20 protein-coding genes, 2 tRNA genes, 1 pseudogene and 1 CRISPR repeat array (1 of these 24 cut by a window edge) are annotated in these 25,743 nt (G+C 46.0%); of the genes and pseudogenes, 8 read left to right on the top strand and 15 right to left on the bottom strand.

Features of this window, described 5'->3' with window-relative positions:
* Positions 1-64 precede the first annotated feature (64 nt).
* Positions 65-1,384, top strand: a complete 1,320-nt coding sequence (locus C1A10_RS02630; RefSeq protein ID WP_101908745.1) for a hemolysin family protein — start codon at positions 65-67, stop codon at positions 1,382-1,384.
* Between the two features lie 273 nt (positions 1,385-1,657).
* Here the strand turns inward: C1A10_RS02630 and C1A10_RS02620 are convergent, their stop codons facing one another.
* Together C1A10_RS02620 and C1A10_RS18330 are read right to left on the bottom strand one after the other, a co-directional pair.
* Positions 1,658-1,966: a DUF1292 domain-containing protein gene (locus C1A10_RS02620; RefSeq protein WP_101908744.1), complete on the bottom strand. Its 309-nt coding sequence runs from the start codon at positions 1,964-1,966 to the stop codon at positions 1,658-1,660.
* 840 nt (positions 1,967-2,806) lie between these two features.
* Positions 2,807-2,947: a hypothetical protein gene (locus tag C1A10_RS18330; protein ID WP_180950949.1), complete on the bottom strand. Its 141-nt coding sequence runs from the start codon at positions 2,945-2,947 to the stop codon at positions 2,807-2,809.
* Positions 2,948-2,961: 14 nt separating this feature from the next.
* On the opposite strand from C1A10_RS18330, the gene C1A10_RS02610 reads away from it, so the two are divergent.
* The 4 genes from C1A10_RS02610 (at position 2,962) to C1A10_RS02595 (ending at position 5,096) form a co-directional block, all read left to right on the top strand.
* The gene (locus tag C1A10_RS02610) at positions 2,962-3,738 is read left to right on the top strand and encodes a peptidylprolyl isomerase (protein WP_101908742.1); all 777 of its coding nucleotides are present in this window, start codon (positions 2,962-2,964) and stop codon (positions 3,736-3,738) included.
* Between the two features lie 139 nt (positions 3,739-3,877).
* Positions 3,878-4,765 (top strand): LCP family glycopolymer transferase, encoded by an 888-nt coding sequence (locus C1A10_RS02605; protein WP_101908741.1) that lies wholly within the window; start codon positions 3,878-3,880, stop codon positions 4,763-4,765.
* Between the two features lie 123 nt (positions 4,766-4,888).
* Positions 4,889-4,964, top strand: a tRNA-Thr gene (locus tag C1A10_RS02600).
* A gap of 47 nt (positions 4,965-5,011) precedes the next feature.
* A tRNA-Tyr gene (locus C1A10_RS02595) sits at positions 5,012-5,096 on the top strand.
* Positions 5,097-6,577: 1,481 nt separating this feature from the next.
* Here C1A10_RS02595 and C1A10_RS02590 read toward each other — a convergent pair.
* The 8 genes and pseudogenes from C1A10_RS02590 to C1A10_RS02555 form a co-directional block, all read right to left on the bottom strand.
* Positions 6,578-7,369: a 5-deoxy-glucuronate isomerase gene (locus tag C1A10_RS02590; protein ID WP_101908740.1), complete on the bottom strand. Its 792-nt coding sequence runs from the start codon at positions 7,367-7,369 to the stop codon at positions 6,578-6,580.
* Positions 7,366-7,875, bottom strand: coding sequence for an HIT family protein (locus C1A10_RS02585; protein WP_101908739.1), 510 nt, complete (start codon positions 7,873-7,875; stop codon positions 7,366-7,368). Before C1A10_RS02585 ends, C1A10_RS02590 begins: the two co-directional genes overlap by 4 nt.
* A 52-nt stretch (positions 7,876-7,927) precedes the next feature.
* A pseudogene (locus tag C1A10_RS02580) lies at positions 7,928-9,187 on the bottom strand (TRAP transporter large permease).
* A complete protein-coding gene (locus tag C1A10_RS02575) occupies positions 9,187-9,660 on the bottom strand; it encodes a TRAP transporter small permease (protein WP_101908738.1) in 474 nt (157 codons plus the stop codon). Before C1A10_RS02575 ends, C1A10_RS02580 begins: the two are co-directional and overlap by 1 nt.
* A 241-nt stretch (positions 9,661-9,901) precedes the next feature.
* On the bottom strand, positions 9,902-10,963 hold the full coding sequence (locus C1A10_RS02570; RefSeq protein WP_101908737.1) for a TRAP transporter substrate-binding protein: 1,062 nt from the start codon (positions 10,961-10,963) through the stop codon (positions 9,902-9,904).
* A gap of 70 nt (positions 10,964-11,033) precedes the next feature.
* A complete protein-coding gene (locus tag C1A10_RS02565) occupies positions 11,034-11,804 on the bottom strand; it encodes an SDR family NAD(P)-dependent oxidoreductase (RefSeq protein ID WP_101908736.1) in 771 nt (256 codons plus the stop codon).
* Positions 11,805-11,820: 16 nt separating this feature from the next.
* Complete coding sequence (locus C1A10_RS02560; RefSeq protein WP_101908735.1) at positions 11,821-12,480, bottom strand: RraA family protein; 660 nt, start codon at positions 12,478-12,480, stop codon at positions 11,821-11,823.
* Between the two features lie 10 nt (positions 12,481-12,490).
* On the bottom strand, positions 12,491-13,828 hold the full coding sequence (locus C1A10_RS02555; RefSeq protein WP_101908734.1) for a mandelate racemase/muconate lactonizing enzyme family protein: 1,338 nt from the start codon (positions 13,826-13,828) through the stop codon (positions 12,491-12,493).
* Positions 13,829-14,081: 253 nt separating this feature from the next.
* Here C1A10_RS02555 and C1A10_RS02550 point away from each other — a divergent pair, with 253 nt between their 5' ends.
* Complete coding sequence (locus C1A10_RS02550) at positions 14,082-14,861, top strand: IclR family transcriptional regulator (RefSeq protein ID WP_101908733.1); 780 nt, start codon at positions 14,082-14,084, stop codon at positions 14,859-14,861.
* A 404-nt stretch (positions 14,862-15,265) separates the two neighbouring features.
* Here C1A10_RS02550 and C1A10_RS02545 read toward each other — a convergent pair whose 3' ends face one another.
* Positions 15,266-16,054 carry a helix-turn-helix domain-containing protein gene (locus C1A10_RS02545; RefSeq protein ID WP_101908732.1) on the bottom strand — a complete coding sequence of 263 codons (789 nt, stop codon included), beginning with the start codon at positions 16,052-16,054 and terminating at the stop codon, positions 15,266-15,268.
* A 108-nt stretch (positions 16,055-16,162) separates the two neighbouring features.
* Here C1A10_RS02545 and C1A10_RS02540 point away from each other — a divergent pair, with 108 nt between their 5' ends.
* Positions 16,163-16,378, top strand: coding sequence for a helix-turn-helix transcriptional regulator (locus C1A10_RS02540; RefSeq protein WP_101908731.1), 216 nt, complete (start codon positions 16,163-16,165; stop codon positions 16,376-16,378).
* Positions 16,365-16,823: a hypothetical protein gene (locus C1A10_RS02535; RefSeq protein ID WP_101908730.1), complete on the top strand. Its 459-nt coding sequence runs from the start codon at positions 16,365-16,367 to the stop codon at positions 16,821-16,823. The genes C1A10_RS02540 and C1A10_RS02535 overlap by 14 nt, the downstream gene beginning before the upstream one ends.
* A gap of 695 nt (positions 16,824-17,518) precedes the next feature.
* Here the strand turns inward: C1A10_RS02535 and C1A10_RS02525 are convergent.
* The 4 genes from C1A10_RS02525 to C1A10_RS02510 all read right to left on the bottom strand — a co-directional run bounded on the left by C1A10_RS02525 (position 17,519) and on the right by C1A10_RS02510 (position 22,738).
* A complete protein-coding gene (locus C1A10_RS02525) occupies positions 17,519-19,528 on the bottom strand; it encodes a glycosyl hydrolase 115 family protein (RefSeq protein ID WP_101908728.1) in 2,010 nt (669 codons plus the stop codon).
* Between the two features lie 58 nt (positions 19,529-19,586).
* Entirely contained in the window at positions 19,587-20,438 is an 852-nt protein-coding gene (locus C1A10_RS02520) for a carbohydrate ABC transporter permease (RefSeq protein ID WP_101908727.1), read from the bottom strand.
* A 3-nt stretch (positions 20,439-20,441) separates the two neighbouring features.
* Positions 20,442-21,359 (bottom strand): carbohydrate ABC transporter permease, encoded by a 918-nt coding sequence (locus C1A10_RS02515; protein WP_101908996.1) that lies wholly within the window; start codon positions 21,357-21,359, stop codon positions 20,442-20,444.
* Between the two features lie 68 nt (positions 21,360-21,427).
* Entirely contained in the window at positions 21,428-22,738 is a 1,311-nt protein-coding gene (locus C1A10_RS02510) for an ABC transporter substrate-binding protein (RefSeq protein WP_101908726.1), read from the bottom strand.
* 71 nt (positions 22,739-22,809) lie between these two features.
* Positions 22,810-25,743: a CRISPR direct-repeat array (repeat unit 33 nt; unit sequence ATTTCAATCCACGCACCTCATGCGAGGTGCGAC); it runs 111 nt beyond the window's last position.

The raw sequence follows: 25,743 nt of genomic DNA, 5'->3' as shown, positions 1-25,743 counted from the left end.
AAAAAAACGATTATATTGAAACCAGTAACATTTAAGTGAACTGACGATTTGGAGGAATGAACAAATGGACCCCTACCCCAGTATGATTGCCGTCCTGTCCCTGATTATTCTGAATGCCCTGATCACTGCGGGGCGCACCGCTTTGACCATGCTCGGAGACGGAGCTGTAAAGAGAATGGCCTCTTCCGGCAATCCGAAGGAACGGGCGGTAGCGCGGATGCTTGAAAAGCCCGCGGCCTTACTGGAAGGCTGCAAGCTGGCGGGTTTTACCTGCACCGTGATGGCATCCCTGCTGACCTGGCGCCTGCTGCCGCTCGTACTCCCCATCCGGGTCGAACAGCTGCTTCGCGGCAGCCAGCTGCAGAGGGCCGGCGGCATGGGGCTGGTTCTTCTTGCGGTCCTGCTTGCCGTTATGGTGCTTGACGTATTCTGTCTGCTGCTTCCCTATCGAATCGCCTGCCGCTATCCCCAGCCGGCAGCATTCGCCCTTGCACATTTCTGCCGCTCCGCCGCTTTTCTGTTCCGTCCGTTCGCGGCATTCAACAGCGCGGTGGCCCGCCTGCTTTCACATCTGATCGGTATCCGTGGAGAGGATGAGCCTGAGCAGGCTACCGAAGAGGAAATCCGCATGATGGTGGATGTCGGCAGCGAAAAAGGCGAAATTGAGCAGAGCGAAAAGGATATGATCAATAATATCTTTGAGTTTGACGACCGCAATGTTTCTGAGGTTATGACCCACCGCACGGATATGACGGCCGTACCCGTTTCCACTTCGCTGGATGAGGTGACCGGTATTGCAATCGATTCGGGGTATTCCCGCATTCCCGTTTATGAGGATGATATCGATGATATCGTAGGGATTCTTTATGTAAAGGACCTGCTCTCGCTGATCGGAAAACATGATCATGGGTTTGACGTGCGGGCATACATGCGCAGCGTACTGTTTGTCCCCGAAAATATGAGCTGCGTGGATCTGTTTTCCCAGTTTCGGATCAAAAAGGTACAGGTGGCCATCGCGGTGGACGAGTACGGCGGCACCGCCGGTATCGTATCGATGGAGGACCTTGTGGAGTCGATCTTGGGCAACATTCAGGACGAATACGATCATGAAGAGGAAATGATCGTCAAGCTGGGCGACGGCTGTTACGAACTGGACGGCGCGGTCTCCATCGAAGAGGTAGAGCGGCTGTTTGACATTTCCCTCAGCGATGATTCAGATTATGATACCATCGGCGGCCTGCTGACCGAGGCGCTGGAACGGATCCCGCTGCCGGAGGAACATCCTTCGGTCGAACTGTCCGGCATTCAGTTCACCATCCTGCTGGTGGAGGAACGGCGCATTGCGCGCATCCGCGCCGAGCGGATGATAATCAGCGGCGAATAATCCCGTTGTCCTTCTAAAAAACGGCATAACAATAGCCCGTTCCGTAACCGGAACGGGCTTTGCATGTTGTATCGTTGCCCCGCCGTATCGATGCTTTGCCAGCTATCAACCCCGTCTTTCGACAAAGGTGGGTACGCCCTCTCCCCGGATTCATGATCCCTTCGTCCCTCGAAAGGGGAGGTCTTCAATCCGCCGCGGACGCCCGGGCTCCCAAAATACAGTTATCGGAGTATTATGGGCAAAGCTGTCGTGTACAGCAGGGAGTAACGCAATTTAGGGTTCTTCCTCACCGTCAACGAAATCAAAATCTTCTTCGAGACGTTCCATAAAAATTCCGGCCACCTGGTCAAATTCGGCCTCATCCTCAATGGCTTCCAAGAATTCTTCCTCTCCGTCAACGACCGACTTCAGAACTACAAGCTCACCGTCGTCATCTGAATCCTCATCGGCATCATTTGCCGCAACCAAAGCAACGTAATGCTCCTCGCCAAGTTCAAGAGTATCAACAATTTCGAATTCGTGCTCATTTCCTTCGTCATCAACCAATGTGATCAGATCGGCTGCCATCTCGTTGTCTGCCATACTGTTGTTCTCCTTTATCTGAGCATCATGCCTGCTCAATCAGCAAAATCAAATGGTACTGTCTCTTGTTGACAATACTATCTTAATCCATCTTGCCCAAAATGTCAATTGTAAAACAAGCTTGTATATATTTGCTAAAATTATGTGAAATTAAGCAAACATGGTATTGACTTTTTACAATTATTTGCGTATAATGAAAGTGCAGAAAGGGTATAATGAAAACAAACTTTTCAGGAAAGGCGGTGGTTCCAATGTACGACGATTCACAAAGCGATTCCGTTGCATCAGGGAGCTCAGCGCCATGTGGAACGATTTAGAAGGATTCTTTTCACGGCTTTTCTGTTGCGGCAATATCCCTCCGAATGTATATGATTTACCATAGAAGCAGTCATATATTTGTGAAAGGATTTTGTCAAATTGAACGCAAAGGCAACAAGGCATATTCCCATCTTGTATTTCCATTTTGCTGGATACTTCCGCGGCAGAAGCCAGACGCGCAACGGGTTTACCGTTCAAATCCCGACTGATCGTCCGCCCGCAATGTCTTGCTAAAACCCTTGTGTATGTAAATTCCGGCGCGGGCATTTTTGCAAGGAATCGAACTTTCAAACAAAAATCCAGAGAAAAGAAGTTGATTTGAAGTCAGCAAAATTGAGAACCGGTTGGATAACGGAATGTTGACCGAATTTTCATGGCCGAAATAGGCTATGAAAGCGGTAAAGCAAATTGTCATAATGAAAAACGAACCAGGCGGCACCGGTAATCATCGGTGCCGCTTTTCCATGTCCAAACCGTTAAATTACTATGAATAGCCCGCAGGGTCATTGATTTTATCGGGTTTTATGCTATAATAGCCGCATAAGCAAACGGCAAAGCCGTCTGCGGCGGTGGTATCGCGCAAAGCGGCTTTTGTTCCCCATCAGCTTTGTCTGAGCGGGTAAATCCGGTTTCGCCGCATAATCCGCCCGTGATTGCAAACATATGGAGGTACCTTTATGAAAAAAATCGCCCTGCTTTTAAGTGCGCTTTTGGCGTTGTCCGTCATGTTTTACGGCTGCGGCAAAAAGAATGAGGCCTCTCCGGCTTCTTCCGATGCGTCGGCGTCCGAATCCGCCCAAAGCATGCCGTCCACTGAATCCGAAATTATCGGGCATAATCTGAAAATCAGCGAAGAGGACATCAATCTGCTTCAGGCGCAGGCTCCTGCGGCCGGCTCCCAAACAGCAACCATCAAAACAAGCGCCGGAGACATTAAGATTGTCCTCTATCCGGAAGAAGCCCCTAAAGCTGTTGAAAACTGGATTGCGCTCGCGAAAAAAGGGTATTATGACAACCAGAAGTTCTATGAAGTGCTCCCCAGCGTCCGGATCTGCACAGGCGACCCCGAGGGAACCGGGAACAAGGGGGAAAGCAGTTTTGAAGGCGGAGAAAAGTTTGACGACGAATACAGCGTCAATTTGTGGCATTTTAACGGCGCGGTTGCGATGAACAACGGCGGTTCCAAGGACCGCAACGACAGCCGTTTTTACATCATACAGAACAGTTCCATATCCGACGATCTCGCGGAGGAGATGCTCGATGTCGGATTCCCCGAGAAGGTCGTTGACCAGTATCTGAAGGCAGGCGGCGTTCCTAATTACGACTTTAAGGATACCGTATTTGCGCAGGTTGTCGAGGGCTTGGATATCGTCGAAAAGATTGCCTCCGCGCCGAGGGACGACACAAACAAGCCCAAAGAAGATATTACCATCCTTTCTATTGAAATTGCCTGACAGTAAAATAGCTTCCGGCCGCGTACAAAGCGTTTGTACGCGGCTTTTTTGCGTCCCGCAAATCTTTTTCGGATATGAATAATCTTGCAGCAGTGCGGTCAATGCTAAGACTGAGAATGAATTTGGACGGGAGATTGCTATGGAGCAGGGCAAACAAAAAAAGTGGAGATCGTTTACTGTGGCGTTTCTACTCACTACCGCATTCTTATCTCTGGTCATGACGGGTGCCGTTATGGTGGTACAGCCGTCCATGCCGCAGACGCATGCGGAGGCAGAAACCCCCGAGTATCACTATCGCCCGCTGGCGCAGGACACCTTGACCGTGCTGGTCGTTGGCGTTAACAGCCAAAACACGCCCGGCGATTTTTTGCTGCTTCGTTTTAACCCGCAATATGGGCAAGTCCCTCTTTCGCTGCTCCCGCCGGAAACAGCGGTCACCCTGAACGGACGGGGGATCACACTGGCGCAGGCATACCGTTCGGGAGGAGGGCAGCAAGCGGCAGACGCGCTTTCACGCCGCCTTGGCATTGTCATTGACCGCTATGCATCTTTAAACCGGGACATGTTTATCACTCTGGCCGAAAAAACCGGCACAGTGGTCTATACCCTCCCCTACGACGTTTCTTACACCCGGGACGGATTTGATGTCAACCTGGCAGCGGGCGAACGCCGTCTCGACGGGCAGGATATTGCGGATTTATTCGGTTACCCCAATTTTAAAGACGGCGCTATCGGGAAAAGCGAATTTCTTGGCGGTCTTGTGGAAGCAATCATTAATCAAAATCTAAATGCTGCGAGTGAAGACCTTTCCCCGGGGTTATTTCGCTTGGCAGTCAATCTGATTCGGACCAATATTACTTATACGGACTATGAAATGCGCAGGCAGGCCGCGGACTTTACCGCAAAGCTGGAGACGCAGGTTGCCGGCAACCTCCCCCTGTCCGGGAGTGTGTTGGAAAGCGGAGCATTTGAACTTTCCGAAGAATACGTAAACACTGTACGGCAATATTTCCAGATGATCTCATAATTATAATCAGGATTAACATGGGTTCCGAAAGAATCTTTGTCTCAGATTCTTTCGGAACCCTATTGACAACCAGATGCATTTATGCTAAACTAAAACCCGTCGCTATGAGAGAGCTGTAAATCCGCTGGTGTAGCTCAGTTGGTAGAGCAGCTGATTTGTAATCAGCAGGTCGGGGGTTCAAGTCCGTCCACCAGCTCCAACCAACCCTTTTTTAAAGGCATCCTGTTTAGCGGCGCAACTGAATATGGGAGGGTTCCCGAGTGGCCAAAGGGGGCAGACTGTAAATCTGTTGTCAGTGACTTCGATGGTTCGAATCCATCTCCTCCCACCAAAACACATCATGCAATACGAGCGATCGTATTGCATGATAGCTGTATATAAAACGGCAGAGCGTTGGTGTTGGCAACGCTCTGCCGTTTCATAGATACATATATAGAATACAGTTTCCCTTTTAGCACAAAAGTCGTTCCTACTCCTCAGCCTAAATTAGCAATACAGCAGATTGTGGCTATCTTGGAGCGTTTGCAAAGTTGTTACCATGTAACATTTCAGCTTTTGGCGGGCAGAATTCACGCTGGGCAAAAGCACTTTGTATCCATTTTGTATGGGTAATTCAGTTTTATGTATGTGAAAACGTCGGGTCGACGTTAACACCAAAAAATAAGAGCTTTCAGATGTTACCTTTGACCGAAACATCTAAAAGCCCTTGAAAAATGTATCTTAACCATGATAAAATACCATGGAAAGAACCTCTCATAAGTCTTATGGATGTTGGTCGTAACATCTTTTAAGGCGCATGCATACCGATTGTTGGAAGCAATCGGTATGCTGTGGGAGTTTTTTTGCTGTCATGATATAACTCCATAGGAATGTTATACCATGCAATTTTAAAATTTGCAATGGATTTTTGCTTTTCTGTACAACTAACTCTTATGTCTAACAGATTGCGTGGATACCGTGCTGAAATTTGCCTCAGCTGTTAGACATGACTCTTAGTTGTACAGTACCCACGGCATTTTATTTGCCGGGGGTATTTAGGTATTCTTTAATTAAAGCTTAAACTGAGTGAAAGAAGTACCTTTTGAATATCTTTAATTTTATTACGGCTTATCTATTATCGTATCTTTGAAAAAATACAAATGCCTATCTCTAATTCTATTACAGGGTAGCCATGCTCAGCCAAATAACCAATTACTATCTAATATATCTCTCTTTGTAACACGTCGTTTTTTGATAAATAAGTTCGGCCAGGCAATTGTTGAAATTGTAAGAAACTCTGGTGTCATCTAACATATGCCTTAGTTGTTGCGGATTTTGAGTAAGTAAATTTAATTATCAATCTTGGGAGAAAACAAAATGTGCGATCAATAAATATAGATCAGCTTTAAGGGCTATGCCACTTAATTCACTCTCGATTGACGTTTCCGGCGCCGGCTGTTACTGATGAGTGTGTGCTATATGATTTGATTTGTAAATGATAAAGACCCGTACCGAAATATGGTGCGGGTCTTTATCATACATAATTGTGTAAAAACAAAGTCATTGCTATAATACAACCGTTTTGTTCATATCCCTCCATCCAAAGTTTCAATTGGGAAAAGCACAACAATACCGCTGTTCTGCCAAACCACTTTATTATTAGAATTGGAAAGGCGAATTTGCCGTAAAGATCGAAATCTGCTCTATTCATGTCGTAAGCCATGCATTGTCATGACATATGTGGTACGCATATTTTCTACAAAAAATCTGAAATTTACGAAGAATCAGGTTGTACTATCACGCAGATACCCGATGAAATACCCTATATTTTACTCAAAGATAATTGGGATCTGCGTTTGTCACGCCGTATTTGCGCATTTCTGGCTGACGCGCTGTCAATACCCAGAAATATGTGTTTTTTGTGCCCGGAGCCGCCACGGTAGGATGATATCCACGCGGGAAATTGGCCATGCTTCCGCTTCTTACCCCAGAAACGGCGGAATTGTCTAGTTCACCCTCGCGCAGATAAGTCAATTGGAACCCGGTATGCGGCGCGGGCATATCAAAATAACAATAAGTTTCTTCTAAGGTTGCCGAATGTTCATGAGGTGGCCAACTTGTCCATCCGCCGTCGCTGCCACTGGTAAAGCCACATAAAAGTCTTGACGTTGGTACATAGTCGTCCAGAATGAGATATGCTTCTCTCTGCGTCGTCCCTTCACCATGGATTTGATGCTTGTCTCCTAGAGGGATGTTCTTGTCAAAATGGTAGAAAAATGGCCGACCAATCCCTTCGCATACAGCACCAGCAATATAGAAAATGCTGTCTTGCTGTGCCACGATCGTAGCTTCATAATTGCCTGTGATATAGAAACAATCTAGTTTCTTCATGTCGGCCGCAAAATCGACAGCTTTCACGCTTGCTTCACCGGCTATAAGCGCTACAAACATCTCAAATTTATCAGATTTCAGCTTGTAAGACTGTGCTTTTTTCAAATTCAGTCTGTAAATATAGCTGACTTCGCAATCGCTTATTTCGGGTGAAACGACGGTGTGAAAGCCCGGCTCTTCGGGTGATTGCACGCACCACTTGAACATGTCTTCTCTTTCTGACTGCAAACTCATTGTACTGCCTCCCTGATTTTATTGTTGTTCCATTTTATTTGTATGGGGAATTGTAAATAGGAATCCGTGTGATTACTCCTCGAGTTCATACTGGCAATACAATCGCGGATTTGTTCTGCCCGCCGTTTCAGCTCCGATGTATCGGGAAAATGCGCGTTGCCATCCATACTGAAAGGTATCCCCCAAGCAAAGTCTCCCTCTGTTTTGGGAACAATGTGGCAGTGAAAATGGGAAACGATGTCTCCATATATGCCATAATTCAGCTTGTCCGGAAAAAACAACCGCTGAATGGCAGCTGCAACAGTGGATACATCGTCAAAGAAGCCGTGAAGCTCCTTTCGCTCCAGCTCGAATATTTCTCTTTTGTGCCGGTTAAATGCAACCACACACCGACCTGGATAATTTTGATTTTTGAGCAAGTATACCTGAGAATATTCCAACGAACAAATTGGTAACATGTAGCTATCAAGAGTTTCGTTCTTTTCACAGTACATGCAATGATCCATGCGTTTCTCCGTTTCCTTTTTTACACATATACGTCTTTAACTGTGGCATGCTTTACAGAAATGCCAGCAAAATTTGCGGAAACAAGATAACAGCAACAAATACGACAAACATTGTTATAAAAAACGGCATCTGGCCTTTAGCAATTCGTTCAATGGATAATTTTGTTACCGTTGCAGTTGCAAAAATATTCAAAGCGACGGGTGGCGTCATATTGCCAATGACAATCGCCACAATAATGACCATTCCAAAATGTACTGCATGAATGCCCAGCGCAGATGCAATGGGCCACAGCATGGGAACAAGGAGCAGGATAGTAGCCGCGCCTTCCATAAAAAGGCCAAAGATTAAAAGCACGACAGCAAAGAGAAAGAGCAATGGGGAGAGATTAAAGCCTTGAATGAAGCTCACAACCTGATCGGATAACCCGGCAGATGTGAATATCCCCCCAAACACGGACGATGCGGCGATAATAAACATGACTGTTGCTGTAGCGCGCGCAGAATCAAAAAATATTTCCTTTAGGTCATTCAGCTTAATCTCCTTATAGACCATGATGCTGATGATTAAGGCATAAGCCACCGCCACCGCTGCTGATTCTGTCGGTGTCAACAGCCCAGAAAAAATCCCTCCTAAAATAATGACAGGTAGGAACAGTGCCGGAATTGCATGAACAAAGGATAATCCCAGTTCCTTTATGACAATTCACTTCTCGTTTTTTGGCCATTTTTCCTTGTGAGCAAAAATTAGGCACACAATCACTAAGCCTACCGCAATCAATATGCCAACAACGGTGCCGGCTGTAAACATCTCACTAACAGATGCGTTCACACATGTAGCGTAAATCACCATGGCAATACTGGGAGGAATGATAGGGCCAAGACCACCGGATATACAAATCAATCCTGAGGCGCGTTCTTCTGTATAGCCTATCTTAATCATTTCCGGATAAAACATGGAACCGATCGCGATAACCGTCGCGGAGCCAGAACCGGACAACGCTGCAAAGAATGCACAGGCTATGACAACGGCAATCCCCATGCCTCCACGCACATTTCCGATAATGGAGTTTGCAAATTCTGAAAGTCGTTTTGAAATACCTCCCTTTGTCATCAGGTTGCCCGCCAGTACAAAGAAAGGAATTGCCATCAGGGATGTACTATCTAACGCAGTAAAGACTTTTTGCGCCGCGCCAAGCATAGGAATATCCAGATAAGCAAAAGACAATAACGCAGCACTACTGAGACAAATCCCGATAGGAACACCGATAAGCAGAAAAAGTACCAACGACCCAAACAAAACCAGCGCCGACATTAGCCTTCCCCCTTTGAAATTGATAAGGCCGGTATGCGTTTAGCCAAATCAATAATCTGTCCAATTGCCATACCTGCGAACGCAACAGGAAGGGATAAATAAGGCAATGCCATATGGACTCTCAATCCGGGCGATATCTGCCCTGTCCTTATTTGAATGCCTACGAGCCTAAACGATGCGATCAAAAGTGTCAGTACAAACACAAGGATAACCAGTTGCACCAAAATCTCTAAAACCATTTTTACTTTTCCCGAGACCTTGGCCGTAACGACTTCCATTGAGATGTGCTCACCTTTCCGCAACGCACTCCCCGATGCGAGCATCACGATCCAAACCATACAATATCTGGACAATTCCTCCAGCCAGCCGATATTAATATGCAGAATATTGCGATTTACCACCTGTAAGATCATAGCGGCGGTCATAACGCTAAAAAAAAGAATTATTGCCGCTTTTTCAATTTTTTGGACCATACAGAACCCTCCTTTGTGTAGTGTTAATTCCCGATTAATCCACAGGCTATGCGTAGAAGAACAAAATAAACAGAAGCGTTACAGTAGTAATATAAGTACCATAGCAACCAAAGAATTAAAAATTTGTATTTCGGGTGTCTAGATGTATAGTCCCAAATTGAACCAGGGGATCAGAATGGAACAAAAGAGCTCAACCCACCACTTGAATGAAAAGGTGGTACTGATTCCTTAACAGAAATAGTTATGCCAAATCCCGAACCTTCTTCAGCAAATCTTCCGGCATATTTGCGCTGAATTCCTCATAGACAGGAGCGATCTTTTCCTTCAGGGCCTCCCGGTCAATTTCATAGAAAGTCACGCCAAGCTTCTTGAGCTCTTCTTCCGCCTGCACATTGTCTGCCTCTAATTGCGACCTCTCGACTTCCTCCATCACTTTTCCGGCTTCAAAGATTGCGGAGCGATATTCCTCCGGGATGCTTTCCAGCGTTTTTGTGGAGATGCCCACTGCTATGAATCCGAACACATGTCCTGTATTGGTGATATGTTTGATCACTTCGTAGTAATGCTGATTCAGCGCATTGCAAGTAGCGTTTTCGTTTGCATCAATAGTCCCCTGCTGCAATGCGGTAAACTGCTCGTTTGTATCCATTGGGACAGCCTGCGCGCCAAGCAATTCAAATGTGCGCATATGCATATTGTTCTGCATGGTGCGGATCTTCAGGTTTTTGAAATCGTCCACAGTCTGGATCGGTCTGGTGGAAAAAACATTCCTCATACCGGAGGACATCCACCCAATCGTATGAAAATCCAAAGATTCCAGTTCTTTTTCAAAATGCTCGCCTACTTCGCCATCAATCATCTTGGCCGCATGTTCCGGACTATTGAACATAAATGGCGCGTTCAACACAGCCATATCCGGAATAAAGGACTCAAGCATTGCACTGCTGGCCACACCTATATCTGTGGTTCCGAGCGCCATACCCTCGGTCAACTCTCTATCGTTCCCAAGAATCGAGCCGGAATATACTTTGCCAGTTACTTTTCCGTTTGTCAGCCGCGACAATTCTTCCGCATATCTCTCTAGGCCTACTTGATAAGGAGAGGTATCATTGTCAACATGCGCGATTTTCAGCACAATCACGTCGCCGCTCGTCGTATCATCGCTTTCGCTACTACCGGACTCTGTTCTATTGCTTGTACTACTGTCTACGGCACTTGCCGGTTTTTCAGACTGCGCGCAACTTGTCAAGGTAACGGATAGCAGAATAATCGCCAGAAGGTTACAGATATTTTTTTTCATCATAATCGTCCCTTTCTTTTGTAAATGAAGGTTTATAGTATCCTTATCAATAGCAACTCAATGCCAAATTGCCCTACAATCCGATCACCGCGCCGCCGTCCACCGTGATCGATGTTCCTGTGACAAAAGAGGATGCATCGGATGCCAGATAGACTGCGGCCCACCCAACATCGGTGGTATTACCAAATTTATTCATCGGTGTGCGTTGCAAGATACGCGCCTGGCGATCGGGGTCTTTTGCCAGCGCTTGAAGAAACATGGGAGTTTCCAACCATCCGGGAGCGATTGCGTTCACACGTACGCCGTTACCAGATACCTCGCTCGCCAACGTTCGGACAAGCCCTAAGATCCCGGATTTTGCGGCGGCATATCCGGTCAAATTAGAATTTCCGATGAAGCCAGACATTGAGGAAATGAATATTACACTGCCCTTTTTCTGCTCCCGCATGGATGGCAAAATCGCTTTGGTCAGCGCAAAAGAGCCAACCAAATGAACGTCCAAAACTTGCGTGAATTCATTAACGGTCATTTCCTCCACCGGCTTTTTGTGCTGATTACCTGCGTTGTTGACTAGAATATAGATCCTGCCGACATCTGATCGGATTTTGCGAACGATTTTCTCCATATTGTCCGTGTCGGTGATATCGAACGTCAAATAGGAAGCTCTCTCACCCAGTTCGGTACATGCCTTCCGCAGCACGTCTTCCCGCCGACCAAGCATGACGATCCTCGCGCCGGCCGCAATCATACATTTTGACATAGCATACCCCAGCCCGGTCCCGCCCCCGGTAATGACGGCTGTGCGGTCTTCAAGGCTAAATGCATGCAAAAATAAATCCTGCATGGTATTGTTCTCTCCTTTATAAAATTCCGAAAGTCGCAAACGCTTCGGTTGCGCTCATACCACTTTCAATCTCCTGGCGAACAGTTTTCTCACCTCTTGCTTTTTCAAGAGATTTTTCTATAACCTCTGATATATGATTTTTAGGAATCACGAGCACTCCGTCCAAATCACCAAACACTATATCACCGGGTTCAATCCAGACCCCTTGCACCTCAATTGGGCAGCGGAAATTGGTAACTTGTGTACGGACAGAAGAATCCTGTGCATACCGCCCTCTGCTGAAAACTGAAAATTTTTGTTCCATTACCTGGGGGGAATCTCGGTAATATCCATTCACAACTGCACCAACGGCACCACGCTTCTTAGCTGTAGCAGTCAACAATTCGCCCCAATAGGCACAACGCATTTCTCCACCGCTGGCAATATAAATTTCCCCCGGTTGCAATTGATCCAACGCCTCTGTTAGTAATCCGAACGGCTTTTTCTGTGGACCGTAAACATCAGTCATCACTACTGGCATTGCGCGACCTGCCAGTTTATCGATATCGTGTATCGGGCGGATCTGAGGTGGTAGGAATTGATGGTACAATCCAAGCCCATCCAATATATCACCCACTACCGGCGTATATAGCTCTTTTGTTATTAGGTCAAAGAGTTCGTCATCATTTTTCCACATTTTTCACACCTCAACTCCAGGTACGGTCATGGGCCCATTCCTGATTCCATGTATCTGTACTTTCCCATAATCCAGGCCGCTTCGGATTCATATGAGCTCTCAGAACCTCGTCGTCTAATTCATCGATTCCCAAGCCCGGCTTATCAGATATGGTAAGCCATCCGTTTTGAATAATGGGTTCCTTTGCACCCTTTACCATATTGTTCCACCAAGGAACATCATGAGAATGGAATTCCATCGCAACGAAATTGTCTCCGACCGCCGCTGATACATGAGCCGCTGCCATGCAGCCAATGGGTGTCTCTGCCATATGAATCGCCGCCGCGATGCCATGCTCCCATGCCGTGTCAATGATTTTCTTTGTTTCATAGATACCACCTGCGGTCAACACATCGGGATGAATAACCGAGATAGCCTTATTCCGGAACAAAGGCATGAAATTCTCACACAGATATGTATCTTCGCCAGTACACATAGGAACTGCACAAGAATTTGATAATTGCTTCCATTGATCTGTATAGAACCAAGGCACACAATCTTCCATCCAAGCGATATTATACTTTTCCAAACGTTTGCCTAACCGGATGCAACTTTGCACATTCACATGGCCAATGTGGTCGATTGCCAACGGAACTTCATACCCAATGATATCCCGCACTTGAGACATATACTCTTCCAGGTAGTCAAGACCTTTATCCGGCAAAGACACAAAGGTAAAGGGGTGGGGTACGCTCATAAACTCCGCAAACGCTTTATCCGTTATGCCGAAAGACATTTCCTGACGTGTAAAGTCACGCATTCTATCGAGATAACCAAGGGGCGCATTAATTGTTCCATCAATGCCTACCAGAAGATCAATGCCCAGATCCATCTTCAACATGGTGTATCCACTGTCCATTCGTTTTTGAAGCGCAACACTCATATCGTTTCCGTTGTGGGTTTCTCCAACATCAGTATCGCAATAGATACGAATCTTATCGCGAAATTTACCGCCCAACATTTGGTATACCGGCACACCGAATGCTTTACCAGCCAAATCACAAAGTGCTACTTCGATACCGCTGACACCGCCACCTTGCCGCGCTTGACCACCAAACTGCTTGATTTTATTGAATATCTTTCCGATATTGCAAGGATTCTCCCCAACAATCAACCGCTTTAACTGCAAAGCATATACCTTATTTGAGAAATCCCGCACTTCACCGTAACCGGTAATTCCCTGATTCGTTTCCAATCGCAGGATGGTACATTCCATAGGTGCGTCTACAATATCCACAAATCTCATATCGGTTATTCGCAGTTGGGATGGGCTAGAATTCGTATTTATTCCGCTTGTCATACTTTCCATTATAATCCTCCTTGTCCCTAATTTGTTTCATATTTAAAACATGATATAATCATATCATGTATATTCGTGTCAATCAGTTCGCTAATTGCCCAAATCGATATGAATTTCGCTACTACACATTACAAATATCGACATATGGTTTCTTATTTGAAATAATTTTGTTTAAATTTTTTATATAGTACTTTCACGATAAACAAAGTTGCAAATTGTTATAATTAGTGCTACAGTTGAAACTAGAGAGCGAGGGATAATCATGATCAAGGGGAATTATGCCAATATTCCAATTATCGATCGGGCAAGTGATGTAATTGATTATGTGAGTGAATACCCTATGGGGGTATCTGCAAGCACCTTATTACGTAAATTTAATATACCTAAAACGACGTTATATCGTATACTTGCATCTTTGGAACTACACGGTTTCTTGAAGTCCTCAGCAGAATCGGGACTTTACTATATCGGTAATAAATTTGCACATATCTCCAGAGTCCGCGATGAGCAACTTCAGATTTTGAAGCAGATATCACATCCGCATTTGATTGCATTGGAGAACGAAGTGAAGGAAACTGTAAAGATCAGTATTTTATCAAAGAACTCTTGTTTTGTCATTGACAAGGTGGAAAGTACGCAACAGATAAAAATCAGCGTGGAAATGGGATCAACTTTCCCCCTCCACGCTGGTGCGGCTAGTAAAATTTTGTTGTCATCATTACCCGTAAGAGATATCGAACGTTACTTTGAAAAACCTGTCGAGCAATACACACGCCTTACCATTACTGAGTATTCATCAATGATGCGAGAACTGGATACGATAAAGGAACAGGGGTATTCGGTCGACAGTGGCGAATACATTGATAGCATTTGCGCTGTTGCCAGTCCAGTCCTCGATCCCTCTGGTAATATTATTGCGGCTGTAAGTATTGCATATACTTATTTATTCTTTAACAATGAACTGCTTAAACATTATGTGCTGGCACTTAAACACTATACCAAATGTATTGCTGATGATTTCAAGGCATTGTCATCAATTTAACACTACAACGAATACGGATTCAAAAATATGATACGCAAAGAAATGTGACAATACTATCGAAATATCTTCTCACGGAAAACCTTGGGGCTTTGGCTTCATTGTACAGAGTAGTGACTTCGTTTTCAAGAAGCCTTGAGGCAACTTCGGATTGTACAGGCATTCCACGCTGGCGTAAAAATTGTTTTGGTCGATATACAAGATTACCCGCTCCACTTTTTTCACCTCTAATTAGAACAAATGTTCCGAACAATTACTCTTAATATATACGAATTTTATGAAAAGTAAAATGACACCAAAAGAAAAACGGCATTTTGCCCTTCGACTCACGGTATCAGAATTGTAGTGCGAATTTTTTATTATCTGCACTGTTCTATCTAACCCATTAATCTATGTAGAATCTAAAGCTATTCTTTCTTTTGCTGTAACTGAGATGGTATAATACCTGTTCTGCCAAAATTGGACCACCTCAAAAAATTTACAAAAGATCGTCGCTTTTTTTGCCCTGTCCCCTTGAAATCCCCGCCCTGATGCGTTACACTGCAAATAGACGGTATCCTTGCATAAAACCTTGTGGTGAGGACAAAAGCTGGATGACGCATAAGGAAAGGACGCATTGCCGTGCGTCCTTTTTGTTTTGCAATATGTGATTTGTAATTCAGCAGCGGTACTGTGTGGCCGTTGCAGTGATAGCCTTGCTTATGATACTGGTGGAACTTTTGCAACACACCCAACCGGTGCAGCTTTCTGATCTTTGTGATGATGGTAGTTCTGGACAGGCCGAGCACTTTCTCCATCTTGCGCAGGCTGGGGAAACCTTTCCTGTTCCGGTTGTTAATGTATTTCGATATGTACAGATAGACCAGGAAGCTCGCAGCATCCAGCTTATACTTCCAGATATTGCGCTCAACCTTAAATCGTCCGCCGCCAATACGCGCCACATAATAGCCGTTGGCAGCCCTTAGTCCGTCATAGCAGTATCTTTCCTTTTTAATCAATAATTCCTTGTCCTGGAGGCCTTCCAGTGCTCGGTAAACGGTGCGCGGCGACAAGCCTGTCCTGTTACTGATCGCATCCGCGCAGGATACGGCAAAAAAAAGTGGATTCCGGATGCTGCTTACCGCACAGAAAACCATTGCTTCAGCTGGAGACAGGCCAAAGCCGAACAGTTTGTTGCCTATGCAGAAATAGTTCATTTAATTACCTCTTTCTACAAATAGAGATCTAGATCGGACACTCTTTTGTGTAATATATATTTGACATTTAGATTTATATATGTTACTATCATTTCGGAGGTAGTAACAATGGGAAAGAATTTACGAATAAAGGCCGCCAGGGCAGCAAAAGACATGACGCAAAAAGAACTTGCTGACGCTGTCGGAGTAGCTCGGCAAACAATGAACGCTATTGAAAAAGGCGACTATAACCCTTCGATAAATTTATGCATCGCAATTTGCAGGGTTCTTGGTAAAACCCTTGATCAACTTTTTTGGGAGGATGACAAGTATGAGAATCCATAAAAATGGTCTGGACGAAATGCAGAAAGAAAAACGCAACGGTATTGGTAATCAAATGTTCATGCTGATGTTTTATGCCCTTTTACTTGATACCGGTCTCTACGGGTATGGGATCCGCTGGCTTAAATATCCTCTAAACATTATGGTAATTATTATGGTTTGTATGAGTATCTATCTTATTAGAACGATTGCGACAAACGCATATCTGCCCCCGAAAGCTAAAAACAGAAAAACTATTCTATCCTTGATCATTTCTATAGCCTTTTCTGTTACTCTGGTGATGGCATCATTTAAGCTCTTTGGAAATTTATCAGTCCAATCAGTTGCTGAAGATGCAAACGATAATTCCGCTTTCATTCTCTTTATTGTCCCGGCCAGTGGTCTGCTTATTTCGCTGATTGTAGCCATAATAAAAAAAGTAAGCAGCAAGAATGATTATGATGATTAACACACCATAAGCAGTGTGAGTATTAAACGGAGTCAAGGGTGTCATCGTTTTTCAGCGATGACACCCTTGATTTATGTTTTCATTCCTTTACTCTTTCTTCGGGATATTCGGCGCACAATAAGCGCTTGCCTTGTGCTGCCTGCGTACCAGCAGAACGATCATCACCATCAGTGCCAGGAAGCAAAGCATGGAAGCCAAAACAGCAGCTGCGCCCGGTCTATTGGAACTGCCGGACGGTCTGCGGATGGGTTCAGGAATTACCTGTTGAATGTTGGCAGCCTATGTCGGTTGTTCCTTGTGCTTCAACTGCTGTCGGCGCAGCAATTCCTCAAGCTGCTCGCGCGGATCCGCCTGAGCATTGTCACTCTTGGTTCCCGCCACAGAATCGATAGTGGGTGGGATAGTATCGTTATGTCGGACAACCTGTTCCACTGGTTCAGAGAGGTCCCTGGCAATGTCCTCCATTCATAACCGTATCTTTGCCATCCGGAATATAATAGACCACCAGATTTATCTGCCCATATGACATTGTCAATCCAGACGCCTTTCACACCTCTGCTGGCGATATTTCCTGCCGTAATCGTTAGGTGTCGGTTTTCCATGTTCAAGAATCAGTATTTTTTTCATCCGTCTGTCCCTCCTCCTAGCTGAATAGGTAAGCATATCTCGACGCTGTGCCGCGCTGATTTCTTCACTTAACTATCCCATCTTGCCTCCATCAGCGTAAACAGTTCGTCATCTTTCAAATGGTTTTCCATGTTGAGAATCAGCAGCACCCGGCGGTCCTCCTCGGGATACAGAAATTCTCTTTGCCACTTGTAAAAATGAGGTCCATCACCTAAATTTCTCAGGTAGCTCATTAATCCTTCCAGAACCCAGGCTGTCTGTTTGACATCTGTCAGGCATTCGTTTGCGTAAAAGCCGCACCATTCACCATGTTCACAGTCCCGCATAGCTTGATTTGCGCTGCAATATTCTTCCTTTGCTTTGCCAGCCGCATAAAATGCCCTCTGTTCATCACCATCCATGGCCTTCAGCAGGCTTTCGCACACCAGATAAGCTCCAGAAAAGCAATGAGAATAGATCTCCACCTGCAAAAGCAGTGAATCCCGGAATAGTCCCCGTGCATCATCCGAAATAGAATCTGCCGTCCGCTCACACTCTCTTTGGTACTCCAGGTATCCCTTTCGCGCCTTATCGCACAGCGCTTGATACCAGAGGACTTGTTCTTTCAGATTCTTTGCCCTCGTCGCCCATAGTAGGTCCTCCGCGCGTTTCTCTTTGTCCCTCATAAATTGTGAAATCAGAATCCGCGCCACATGATTGGCGAACTGCTCCCCAGCATGTTCGTCCTCTTCGTTCCCATATGCAAGCGCATATTCCGGATAAGCTTTCAGGCAAGCGGAAATTTTCCCAACGTTATGCGTTCCATAATATCGCGATATGTATTCCTCCCTGTGTTTCGTAGGATTAACCGTTCCCTCCCGCCAGACTTTGGAGATAAAGTCCAGGAAATATACATGCGGTTTGATATTGGAACAGTTGATCAGCCAGAAGTCCCTTACACCATGCTTCAACACTTTTCCAAGCTCTCCAAGCACAAATTCTGGGGAGTTCGGGAGCATTGTGATGTGGTTTGCCGCCTGTAGGTCATAAAAAGAAACGTGATAATAAATGCCGTGCTTCCCTTTGTCTCCTTCCTGTGGTAAGGCGTAAATGCGCGGATTATGATTTTCCTGCCTTCTCGTCACCATCTTTCCGTAACCGTTGTCCGCCCAGATCTTGATAATGTCCTCCGGCAACTTTAGGTAACCATCCCGGTAAAGTTCCATCGTTTCTCCATATAGATTCGTGCAGCAGACCGCGCCAGGCACCATCTGATTTACTATTTCGTACTGAATTTGGATCAGCCTACTCATTAACCTACCACGGGATTCTGGCGTCCGGTACCGCGAATCGTTAATCCAGAAGGGGCAGTCCCCCTGGCCGCGGAAACCAAGGTTCCAGACGACACGCATCTCCTTCTGCTCTCGGATACCATCCAGCCAAAGCTGCCGAAATTTGTCTGGATATTCCGCGTAGGAAGGATTCAGCTGTGGATATGCCCGGGCAAACATCTCCGCGCCAAGCGGCTCCGCATGGTGATGGGTAATATACAGCCCCATATCCGATGCCAGTTTTCGGTAAAGCCGTGAGTTGGTATCCGTACCGGGAATAACCATGTTGCCGCCGCAGCGAAGCAGTGCTTCAAACGTCATTTCCCATGGTTTTGCTTTCTGCCTGTCTACGCTCCAGGTATGGAGTAACACCTCGTCGTTGACAAACCAGCCGCGGAATTGCACTATATACGGCATGGACTGGTACTGGTAATCGTCGGGGATGCGAATGCCCACCTTCGGCACTATCTTCTGGTCATTCCAGAACCAGAAGTCTGTGATACCAAGCAGGGAACGACTGATTTCATAGATGCCATAAATAAAACCGAGAGCATCCATCGCCCGGATTTCCAGATATTCGTCAATCGCCACAATTTGGAAACATTCTGTCTTCTGCTTATGATCTTCTGTCAGACGTATTTCCGCCCCTGTTGTATCGGAATCACAAAAGGCTTTGTCGATATCCCGCCTGAGGCTCCTCACGGCTCTTCTGACAGATTCCGAATCCATTGTTACAGTAATCACCGAATTTTTATTAATCAACAACATACTTTTTCCCTCCCTTTATAAAAAAACAGACGCCACACCAACATGTGACGCCTTTCTTTCAGCCTTTGAGCCCCTCCGTTGCAATCCCCTCTACCAGCTGTTTCTGGAAGATAATGAAGAAAATGATAACCGGGAGCAGCGAAATCACAGACATGGCAAACAGTCCCCCATAGTTGTTGTAGGAATTGGGATCCAGATACATGTTCAGGGCTAAAGGAATTGTAAACTTGCTGGTTGTATTCATGAAAATTAGTGGCTGAAAGAAGTCCTGCCAGATCCAATAAAATGCAAAGATTGACGACGTCACAATCGCAGGCTTTACAATCGGGACCAGAATACGGAACAGGATGCCGATCTTTCCACAGCCATCGATCTGTGCCGCTTCATCCAACTCTTTCGGGATCCCTTTAAAAAACTGGATCATCAGAAAGATAAAAAATGCCGTACCAAACCCCCACGGCAGCACCAGCGACGCTACAGTGTCGATCAATTTCATCTTTTTCAAAATAATATATTGTGGTACAACCATAACTTGAGGCGGTATCATCATAGTAACCATGACGCAGCCAAACCAAAAACCGGAAAAGCGGAACCGGATTCTAGATAAGGCATATGCCGCGAAAAGAGATGACATTACACAGGTAACGGTGCCCACAAAGGTGACAATCAGCGAATTCAGAAAGAATGTTAGGAACGTGACACCGCCGACTCCCTTAAGTCCACTACTGTAATTTTCAATAATGTCCCATTCCGTTGGAATCAGTGAATAGGTGTTCGTAAACATTGTTTCATTGCTTTTGAAGGAACTTGCAACGAGCCAGAGCAGCGGATAGATCATGATAAATCCCAGAATACATGCCCCGACATGAAATAGGATGGAACGCAGTCTTTTTTCTTTTTTTATACCCATTGTCTAATTCTCTCCCGACTCATAGTAGACCCAGCTCTTTTGGGTTTTGAACAATATTACTGTAAAGACGGCAATAATTGCAACCAGAATCCATGCCATCGCGCAGCTGTACCCCATATCAAAATAGGTAAACGCTCGGCGATACAGGTATAACACGTAGGACAGCGTGCTATCGAGTGGCCCGCCGTTCGTAATAATATAGCTTTCCGTAAATACCCGGAAGCCATTGATAATTTGCAAAATCAGATTAAAGAAGATCATCGGCGTCAGCATGGGCATCGTAATCCTAAAGAAAATTTTTGCCGGCTTTGCTCCGTCCACCATAGCAGATTCATAGAGCGAACCCGGAATTTGTTTCAATGCAGAAAGGAAAATTAGCATAGACGAGCCAAACTGCCATATACCCATGATGATAATAACGCTTAACGCCGTTTTTGGATTTCCCAAAAGGGAAGTCTGCTGATGAATTCCAAAGACCTCCAGCAGCGACATAATGACGCCCTTGTTGCCAAAAATCTGTTTCCAGACAACTGAAACCGCAATGCTTCCACCAATAATGGACGGGATGTAATAGAACGTGCGATACAGGCCGAGGCATCTATGCTTCTTATTCAGAAGAACCGCGATAAACAGGGCAAACGCCAAGCGAAGCGGCACTAGTACCAGCACATAAATAAAAGTGACCTTAAGTGCCTGAATAAAGGTCTTGTCTGTCGTAAATATGCGAATATAATTATCGAAACCGATCAGTTTCGGCGTATTCAGAAGATTAAAGTCTGTAAACGAATAGTACATAGAAGTCACAGCCGGAGCGAGCCACATAAAAAGAAAGCCAATCAGCCACGGCGCAAGCATCAAATAGCCTACCACATTATCTCTCGGCTTATAAAGTTTTCCAATCAAATTCTTATGGCCTTTCATATAATCACCTGCATCTTTCAAAAAAGAGGGGTCCCACATCTTTCTGTGGAACCCCTTTTTTCCACCAATCAGTTGCTTCTTGCCAGCATTGCGTTTGTCTGTTCCCTAAAGCTGGCCGCCGCCTCTTCCGGCGTTGCCTGGCCATAAAACACGCTTGAACCCACATCCTTGAACACTTTATTTACCTCAGACATACCAATCGGATCTGGAGGTGGAGTCTCGCCGCAAAGTTTTGCCGCTTCGTTAACATACTGGAACATATCTTTCTGCTGTTGTGTCATTTTTCCGGAACTGACCATATGCTCGCGAATTTTGGATGATACAGGTGTGCCTCTTTCCGCCATGATGATATCGTTGGCTTCTTCCGAATTAACAAACCAGTTAATGAATTCGGCTGCTTCTTTTTTGTGTTCCGAAGTCTCGGCTACAGAGAAAAACATACCTGGTTTCAGCCACAGGCCTTTTGCATCGGAATCAGTGGCCATCGGGGGCGTGACGATCTTGATTTTATCGTTCGACTTTGCTACGAGAGTCGCATAATTGTTCCAGTTCTGAACAAAGGCAGCATCTCCGGTAACGACAGGGCCAGCTTCCAGACCCAAGGTCTGAATCTGCGCAAACTCATCGGGATTGGGCACAATATCGGTATCCATCAGGTCTTTCCACATCTTCAGGTAGTCCGCACAGAGTTTATCATCCTGATATCCTAAGGACTTATTATCATCGCTGAAAAGCTTCTCGCCGTGCTGCCTTACCCAATAATTGAAAAGATTGGTGTCATACAGAGGATCTATGCTGGCGCTGTCCGCAATACCCGCTTTTTCTTTTATGGTTTTGTTCATCGAGATATAGTCATCCCAAGTCCATTCGCTTGTCGGCATATTGACACCCGCTTTTGTAAGAACATCCGGATTGTATCCGAATGCAAGCAGAGAGGTTGTCAAAACCATACCAGCCATTTTTCCGTTGATTTCACCGGTATTCAAAATGTTCGCGCCAACGCTTGAAACATCGAGCGTTCCATCGTTGATAAACGGCTTTAAATCCGCGATAGAATTATTTTGTGCGTAAGTTGTAATGTACAAATAGTCCATCTGTACAATGTCCGGCATAGAGCCCGAAGCCGTCTGCGTTGACAGTTTGTCAAAATATCCATCCCAACCGGCAGGCGACGCTTCAAACTTTATATTGGGATGTGTTTCTGTATAAAGGTCTAGAAGCTTCTGAGTATAGTCGTGTCTACTCTGTGAACCCCACCAAGTGATTTTGAGTGTTACAGGTTCTCCGTCGCCGGAACTCGAATCTGCCAAGCTTGCAGAACCGCTTTCCGAAGAGCTTTCCGCATTTGCGGAATCACAGCCGACCGTTGAAAATGCCATGGTGGCTGCGAGACATACCGCCAATGCGAGGTACGACCACTGGGCTTCGGCGCAGCGAGGCGTTAGGTCTTATTTCAATCCACGCACCTCATGCGAGGTGCGACCTCCAAGCTGGCGTTGGAAACAATGCCGGATACATTTCAATCCACGCACCTCATGCGAGGTGCGACATATTATGCTCAGCTCACGCAGCGCGGGCTTGAAATTTCAATCCACGCACCTCATGCGAGGTGCGACACGCCCGCAGGCGCCGACTGCAGACGTTTTAGGATTTCAATCCACGCACCTCATGCGAGGTGCGACTTGGTGTAAGCTGGATATGCAGCGGAATCGGACTATTTCAATCCACGCACCTCATGCGAGGTGCGACTATGAAAACTTTCATCGCAGTCTTACTTGTTCAGAAATTTCAATCCACGCACCTCATGCGAGGTGCGACCCCACATCGGAAGTCAGCGTGTTTGCGTCCGCGCGATTTCAATCCACGCACCTCATGCGAGGTGCGACATCTCAGGAGTAATAGCCTGTATAATTGGAAGAAATTTCAATCCACGCACCTCATGCGAGGTGCGACCACAACAGGACTTAATTGATATTCACAAATTTATTTCAATCCACGCACCTCATGCGAGGTGCGACTAAACCAGTGGGCGGGAACCGACAAGCCGATCAATTTCAATCCACGCACCTCATGCGAGGTGCGACACCTGTACTTTTTAGCTGCCCAAACAGCCTGTGATTTCAATCCACGCACCTCATGCGAGGTGCGACGCCAATTCTTTGACGATTGGCATAAGCCCCTTAATATTTCAATCCACGCACCTCATGCGAGGTGCGACCCGATGAAATCATTGATGTTGGCCGGAACGGACATTTCAATCCACGCACCTCATGCGAGGTGCGACAGTACGTCCTTTTTATTTGACATTGCTAAAGATAATTTCAATCCACGCACCTCATGCGAGGTGCGACGTCCGGGAGCCGGTTGCTGTTTTGCTGTCGGAAACATTTCAATCCACGCACCTCATGCGAGGTGCGACTTAAATTTTCGAACCGGTTCGGTGTTCTTAAGATATTTCAATCCACGCACCTCATGCGAGGTGCGACGTGTAACATTCTGCTGATTTTATCCATGTCCAATATTTCAATCCACGCACCTCATGCGAGGTGCGACTACCGAAAACAGGGAAATCGAAGTTGAGATACAGATTTCAATCCACGCACCTCATGCGAGGTGCGACGGTTAGTTCTGATCGATTCCGAAAGCGCATCATTATTTCAATCCACGCACCTCATGCGAGGTGCGACTTGATACACCTCCTCTTACCCGATGGCTTGACTATTTCAATCCACGCACCTCATGCGAGGTGCGACAACATGCCAAACATAAACGTACAAATACCCAAAAATTTCAATCCACGCACCTCATGCGAGGTGCGACGAAAACGTCCCCGGAGCCTTTAGCAGCAACAAAGATTTCAATCCACGCACCTCATGCGAGGTGCGACATTAAATCCTTTACTGTTTTCTGTCAAGAATTCATATTTCAATCCACGCACCTCATGCGAGGTGCGACGTAAACGAAAGCCGCGCCAGATACCGGATATTAAATTTCAATCCACGCACCTCATGCGAGGTGCGACCTGGCTTGTCGCTGAAAACCTTCACGGAATACGAATTTCAATCCACGCACCTCATGCGAGGTGCGACTACTTTGCACAGGCTTCATTGTCTTTGATATAATCATTTCAATCCACGCACCTCATGCGAGGTGCGACTGATTGCAAAGCGCATACTCGAAAATCTTAGAACATTTCAATCCACGCACCTCATGCGAGGTGCGACTCGCTATTGCTGTATGTATACAGGCTTGCAAACGATTTCAATCCACGCACCTCATGCGAGGTGCGACTCGCTATTGCTGTATGTATACAGGCTTGCAAACGATTTCAATCCACGCACCTCATGCGAGGTGCGACCACACAAAAGAAGAGATAAGAAATATATTTTAAGATTTCAATCCACGCACCTCATGCGAGGTGCGACCTTAATTTTCCGATTGTCAAACATATCTGACACATTTCAATCCACGCACCTCATGCGAGGTGCGACTTTCGGACGGACAATCTTGCCGTCGTACAGTACAATTTCAATCCACGCACCTCATGCGAGGTGCGACGGTATAGCCTATACTTTCCAGTGTGGCTAGAGTAATTTCAATCCACGCACCTCATGCGAGGTGCGACAAAACACGTCAGCGCGGGCGCAACAGTACCAGCATTTCAATCCACGCACCTCATGCGAGGTGCGACGGGTCTGACTCCTGCGGGGCTTGGGTTTCAAGCGATTTCAATCCACGCACCTCATGCGAGGTGCGACAAGGATAAAAATGACTTGGTTTGAATTATGGAAATTTCAATCCACGCACCTCATGCGAGGTGCGACGAAGAATTTCTTGAAATTAAATCAGATTTAAACAATTTCAATCCACGCACCTCATGCGAGGTGCGACTAAACATATTACCCTTATTGACATTCACTAAATTATTTCAATCCACGCACCTCATGCGAGGTGCGACACCCAAAACAAATAGAGTTTTTCAAGGCGTCGTCAATTTCAATCCACGCACCTCATGCGAGGTGCGACCAGCGCAATGCAAGCCGAAAACGCCACCCTGAAAATTTCAATCCACGCACCTCATGCGAGGTGCGACGTGGTCGCCTACGGCATAGGCGGATATAACAGCGATTTCAATCCACGCACCTCATGCGAGGTGCGACGTAATATCCGCTGCGCCTGACAATATCCCCACTAATTTCAATCCACGCACCTCATGCGAGGTGCGACCGTTTTCCACACTCCCAATCCTGATAGGTGCGATATTTCAATCCACGCACCTCATGCGAGGTGCGACGTTTAACCTTGCGCCCTCTGACGCCCCTAACCGGAATTTCAATCCACGCACCTCATGCGAGGTGCGACTATCAGTTTGGCAAGCATGGTG

Origin of the sequence: Marasmitruncus massiliensis (genome assembly GCF_900186535.1) — a bacterium.
Taxonomy (GTDB): Bacteria; Bacillota; Clostridia; order Oscillospirales; family Ruminococcaceae; genus Anaerotruncus; species Anaerotruncus massiliensis_A.
The sequence above is the reverse complement of the archived record's forward strand: the minus strand, read 5'-3'. Positions and strand labels throughout refer to the sequence as shown.

Excerpts from the sequence above, each read along its gene's own strand:
- C1A10_RS18330 (WP_180950949.1), bottom strand. The coding sequence starts at position 2,947 with ATGTTTGCAATCACGGGCGGATTATGCGGCGAAACCGGATTTACCCGC.
- C1A10_RS02630 (WP_101908745.1), top strand. The coding sequence starts at position 65 with ATGGACCCCTACCCCAGTATGATTGCCGTCCTGTCCCTGATTATTCTG.
- C1A10_RS02575 (WP_101908738.1), bottom strand. The coding sequence starts at position 9,660 with ATGGTCCAAAAAATTGAAAAAGCGGCAATAATTCTTTTTTTTAGCGTT.
- C1A10_RS02520 (WP_101908727.1), bottom strand. The coding sequence starts at position 20,438 with ATGGGTATAAAAAAAGAAAAAAGACTGCGTTCCATCCTATTTCATGTC.
- C1A10_RS02605 (WP_101908741.1), top strand. The coding sequence starts at position 3,878 with ATGGAGCAGGGCAAACAAAAAAAGTGGAGATCGTTTACTGTGGCGTTT.
- C1A10_RS02510 (WP_101908726.1), bottom strand. The coding sequence starts at position 22,738 with ATGGCATTTTCAACGGTCGGCTGTGATTCCGCAAATGCGGAAAGCTCT.
- C1A10_RS02525 (WP_101908728.1), bottom strand. The coding sequence starts at position 19,528 with ATGTTGTTGATTAATAAAAATTCGGTGATTACTGTAACAATGGATTCG.
- C1A10_RS02565 (WP_101908736.1), bottom strand. The coding sequence starts at position 11,804 with ATGCAGGATTTATTTTTGCATGCATTTAGCCTTGAAGACCGCACAGCC.
- C1A10_RS02585 (WP_101908739.1), bottom strand. The coding sequence starts at position 7,875 with ATGGATCATTGCATGTACTGTGAAAAGAACGAAACTCTTGATAGCTAC.
- C1A10_RS02550 (WP_101908733.1), top strand. The coding sequence starts at position 14,082 with ATGATCAAGGGGAATTATGCCAATATTCCAATTATCGATCGGGCAAGT.
- C1A10_RS02540 (WP_101908731.1), top strand. The coding sequence starts at position 16,163 with ATGGGAAAGAATTTACGAATAAAGGCCGCCAGGGCAGCAAAAGACATG.
- C1A10_RS02515 (WP_101908996.1), bottom strand. The coding sequence starts at position 21,359 with ATGAAAGGCCATAAGAATTTGATTGGAAAACTTTATAAGCCGAGAGAT.
- C1A10_RS02620 (WP_101908744.1), bottom strand. The coding sequence starts at position 1,966 with ATGGCAGACAACGAGATGGCAGCCGATCTGATCACATTGGTTGATGAC.
- C1A10_RS02555 (WP_101908734.1), bottom strand. The coding sequence starts at position 13,828 with ATGGAAAGTATGACAAGCGGAATAAATACGAATTCTAGCCCATCCCAA.
- C1A10_RS02535 (WP_101908730.1), top strand. The coding sequence starts at position 16,365 with ATGAGAATCCATAAAAATGGTCTGGACGAAATGCAGAAAGAAAAACGC.
- C1A10_RS02560 (WP_101908735.1), bottom strand. The coding sequence starts at position 12,480 with ATGTGGAAAAATGATGACGAACTCTTTGACCTAATAACAAAAGAGCTA.
- C1A10_RS02610 (WP_101908742.1), top strand. The coding sequence starts at position 2,962 with ATGAAAAAAATCGCCCTGCTTTTAAGTGCGCTTTTGGCGTTGTCCGTC.
- C1A10_RS02590 (WP_101908740.1), bottom strand. The coding sequence starts at position 7,369 with ATGAGTTTGCAGTCAGAAAGAGAAGACATGTTCAAGTGGTGCGTGCAA.
- C1A10_RS02570 (WP_101908737.1), bottom strand. The coding sequence starts at position 10,963 with ATGATGAAAAAAAATATCTGTAACCTTCTGGCGATTATTCTGCTATCC.
- C1A10_RS02545 (WP_101908732.1), bottom strand. The coding sequence starts at position 16,054 with ATGAACTATTTCTGCATAGGCAACAAACTGTTCGGCTTTGGCCTGTCT.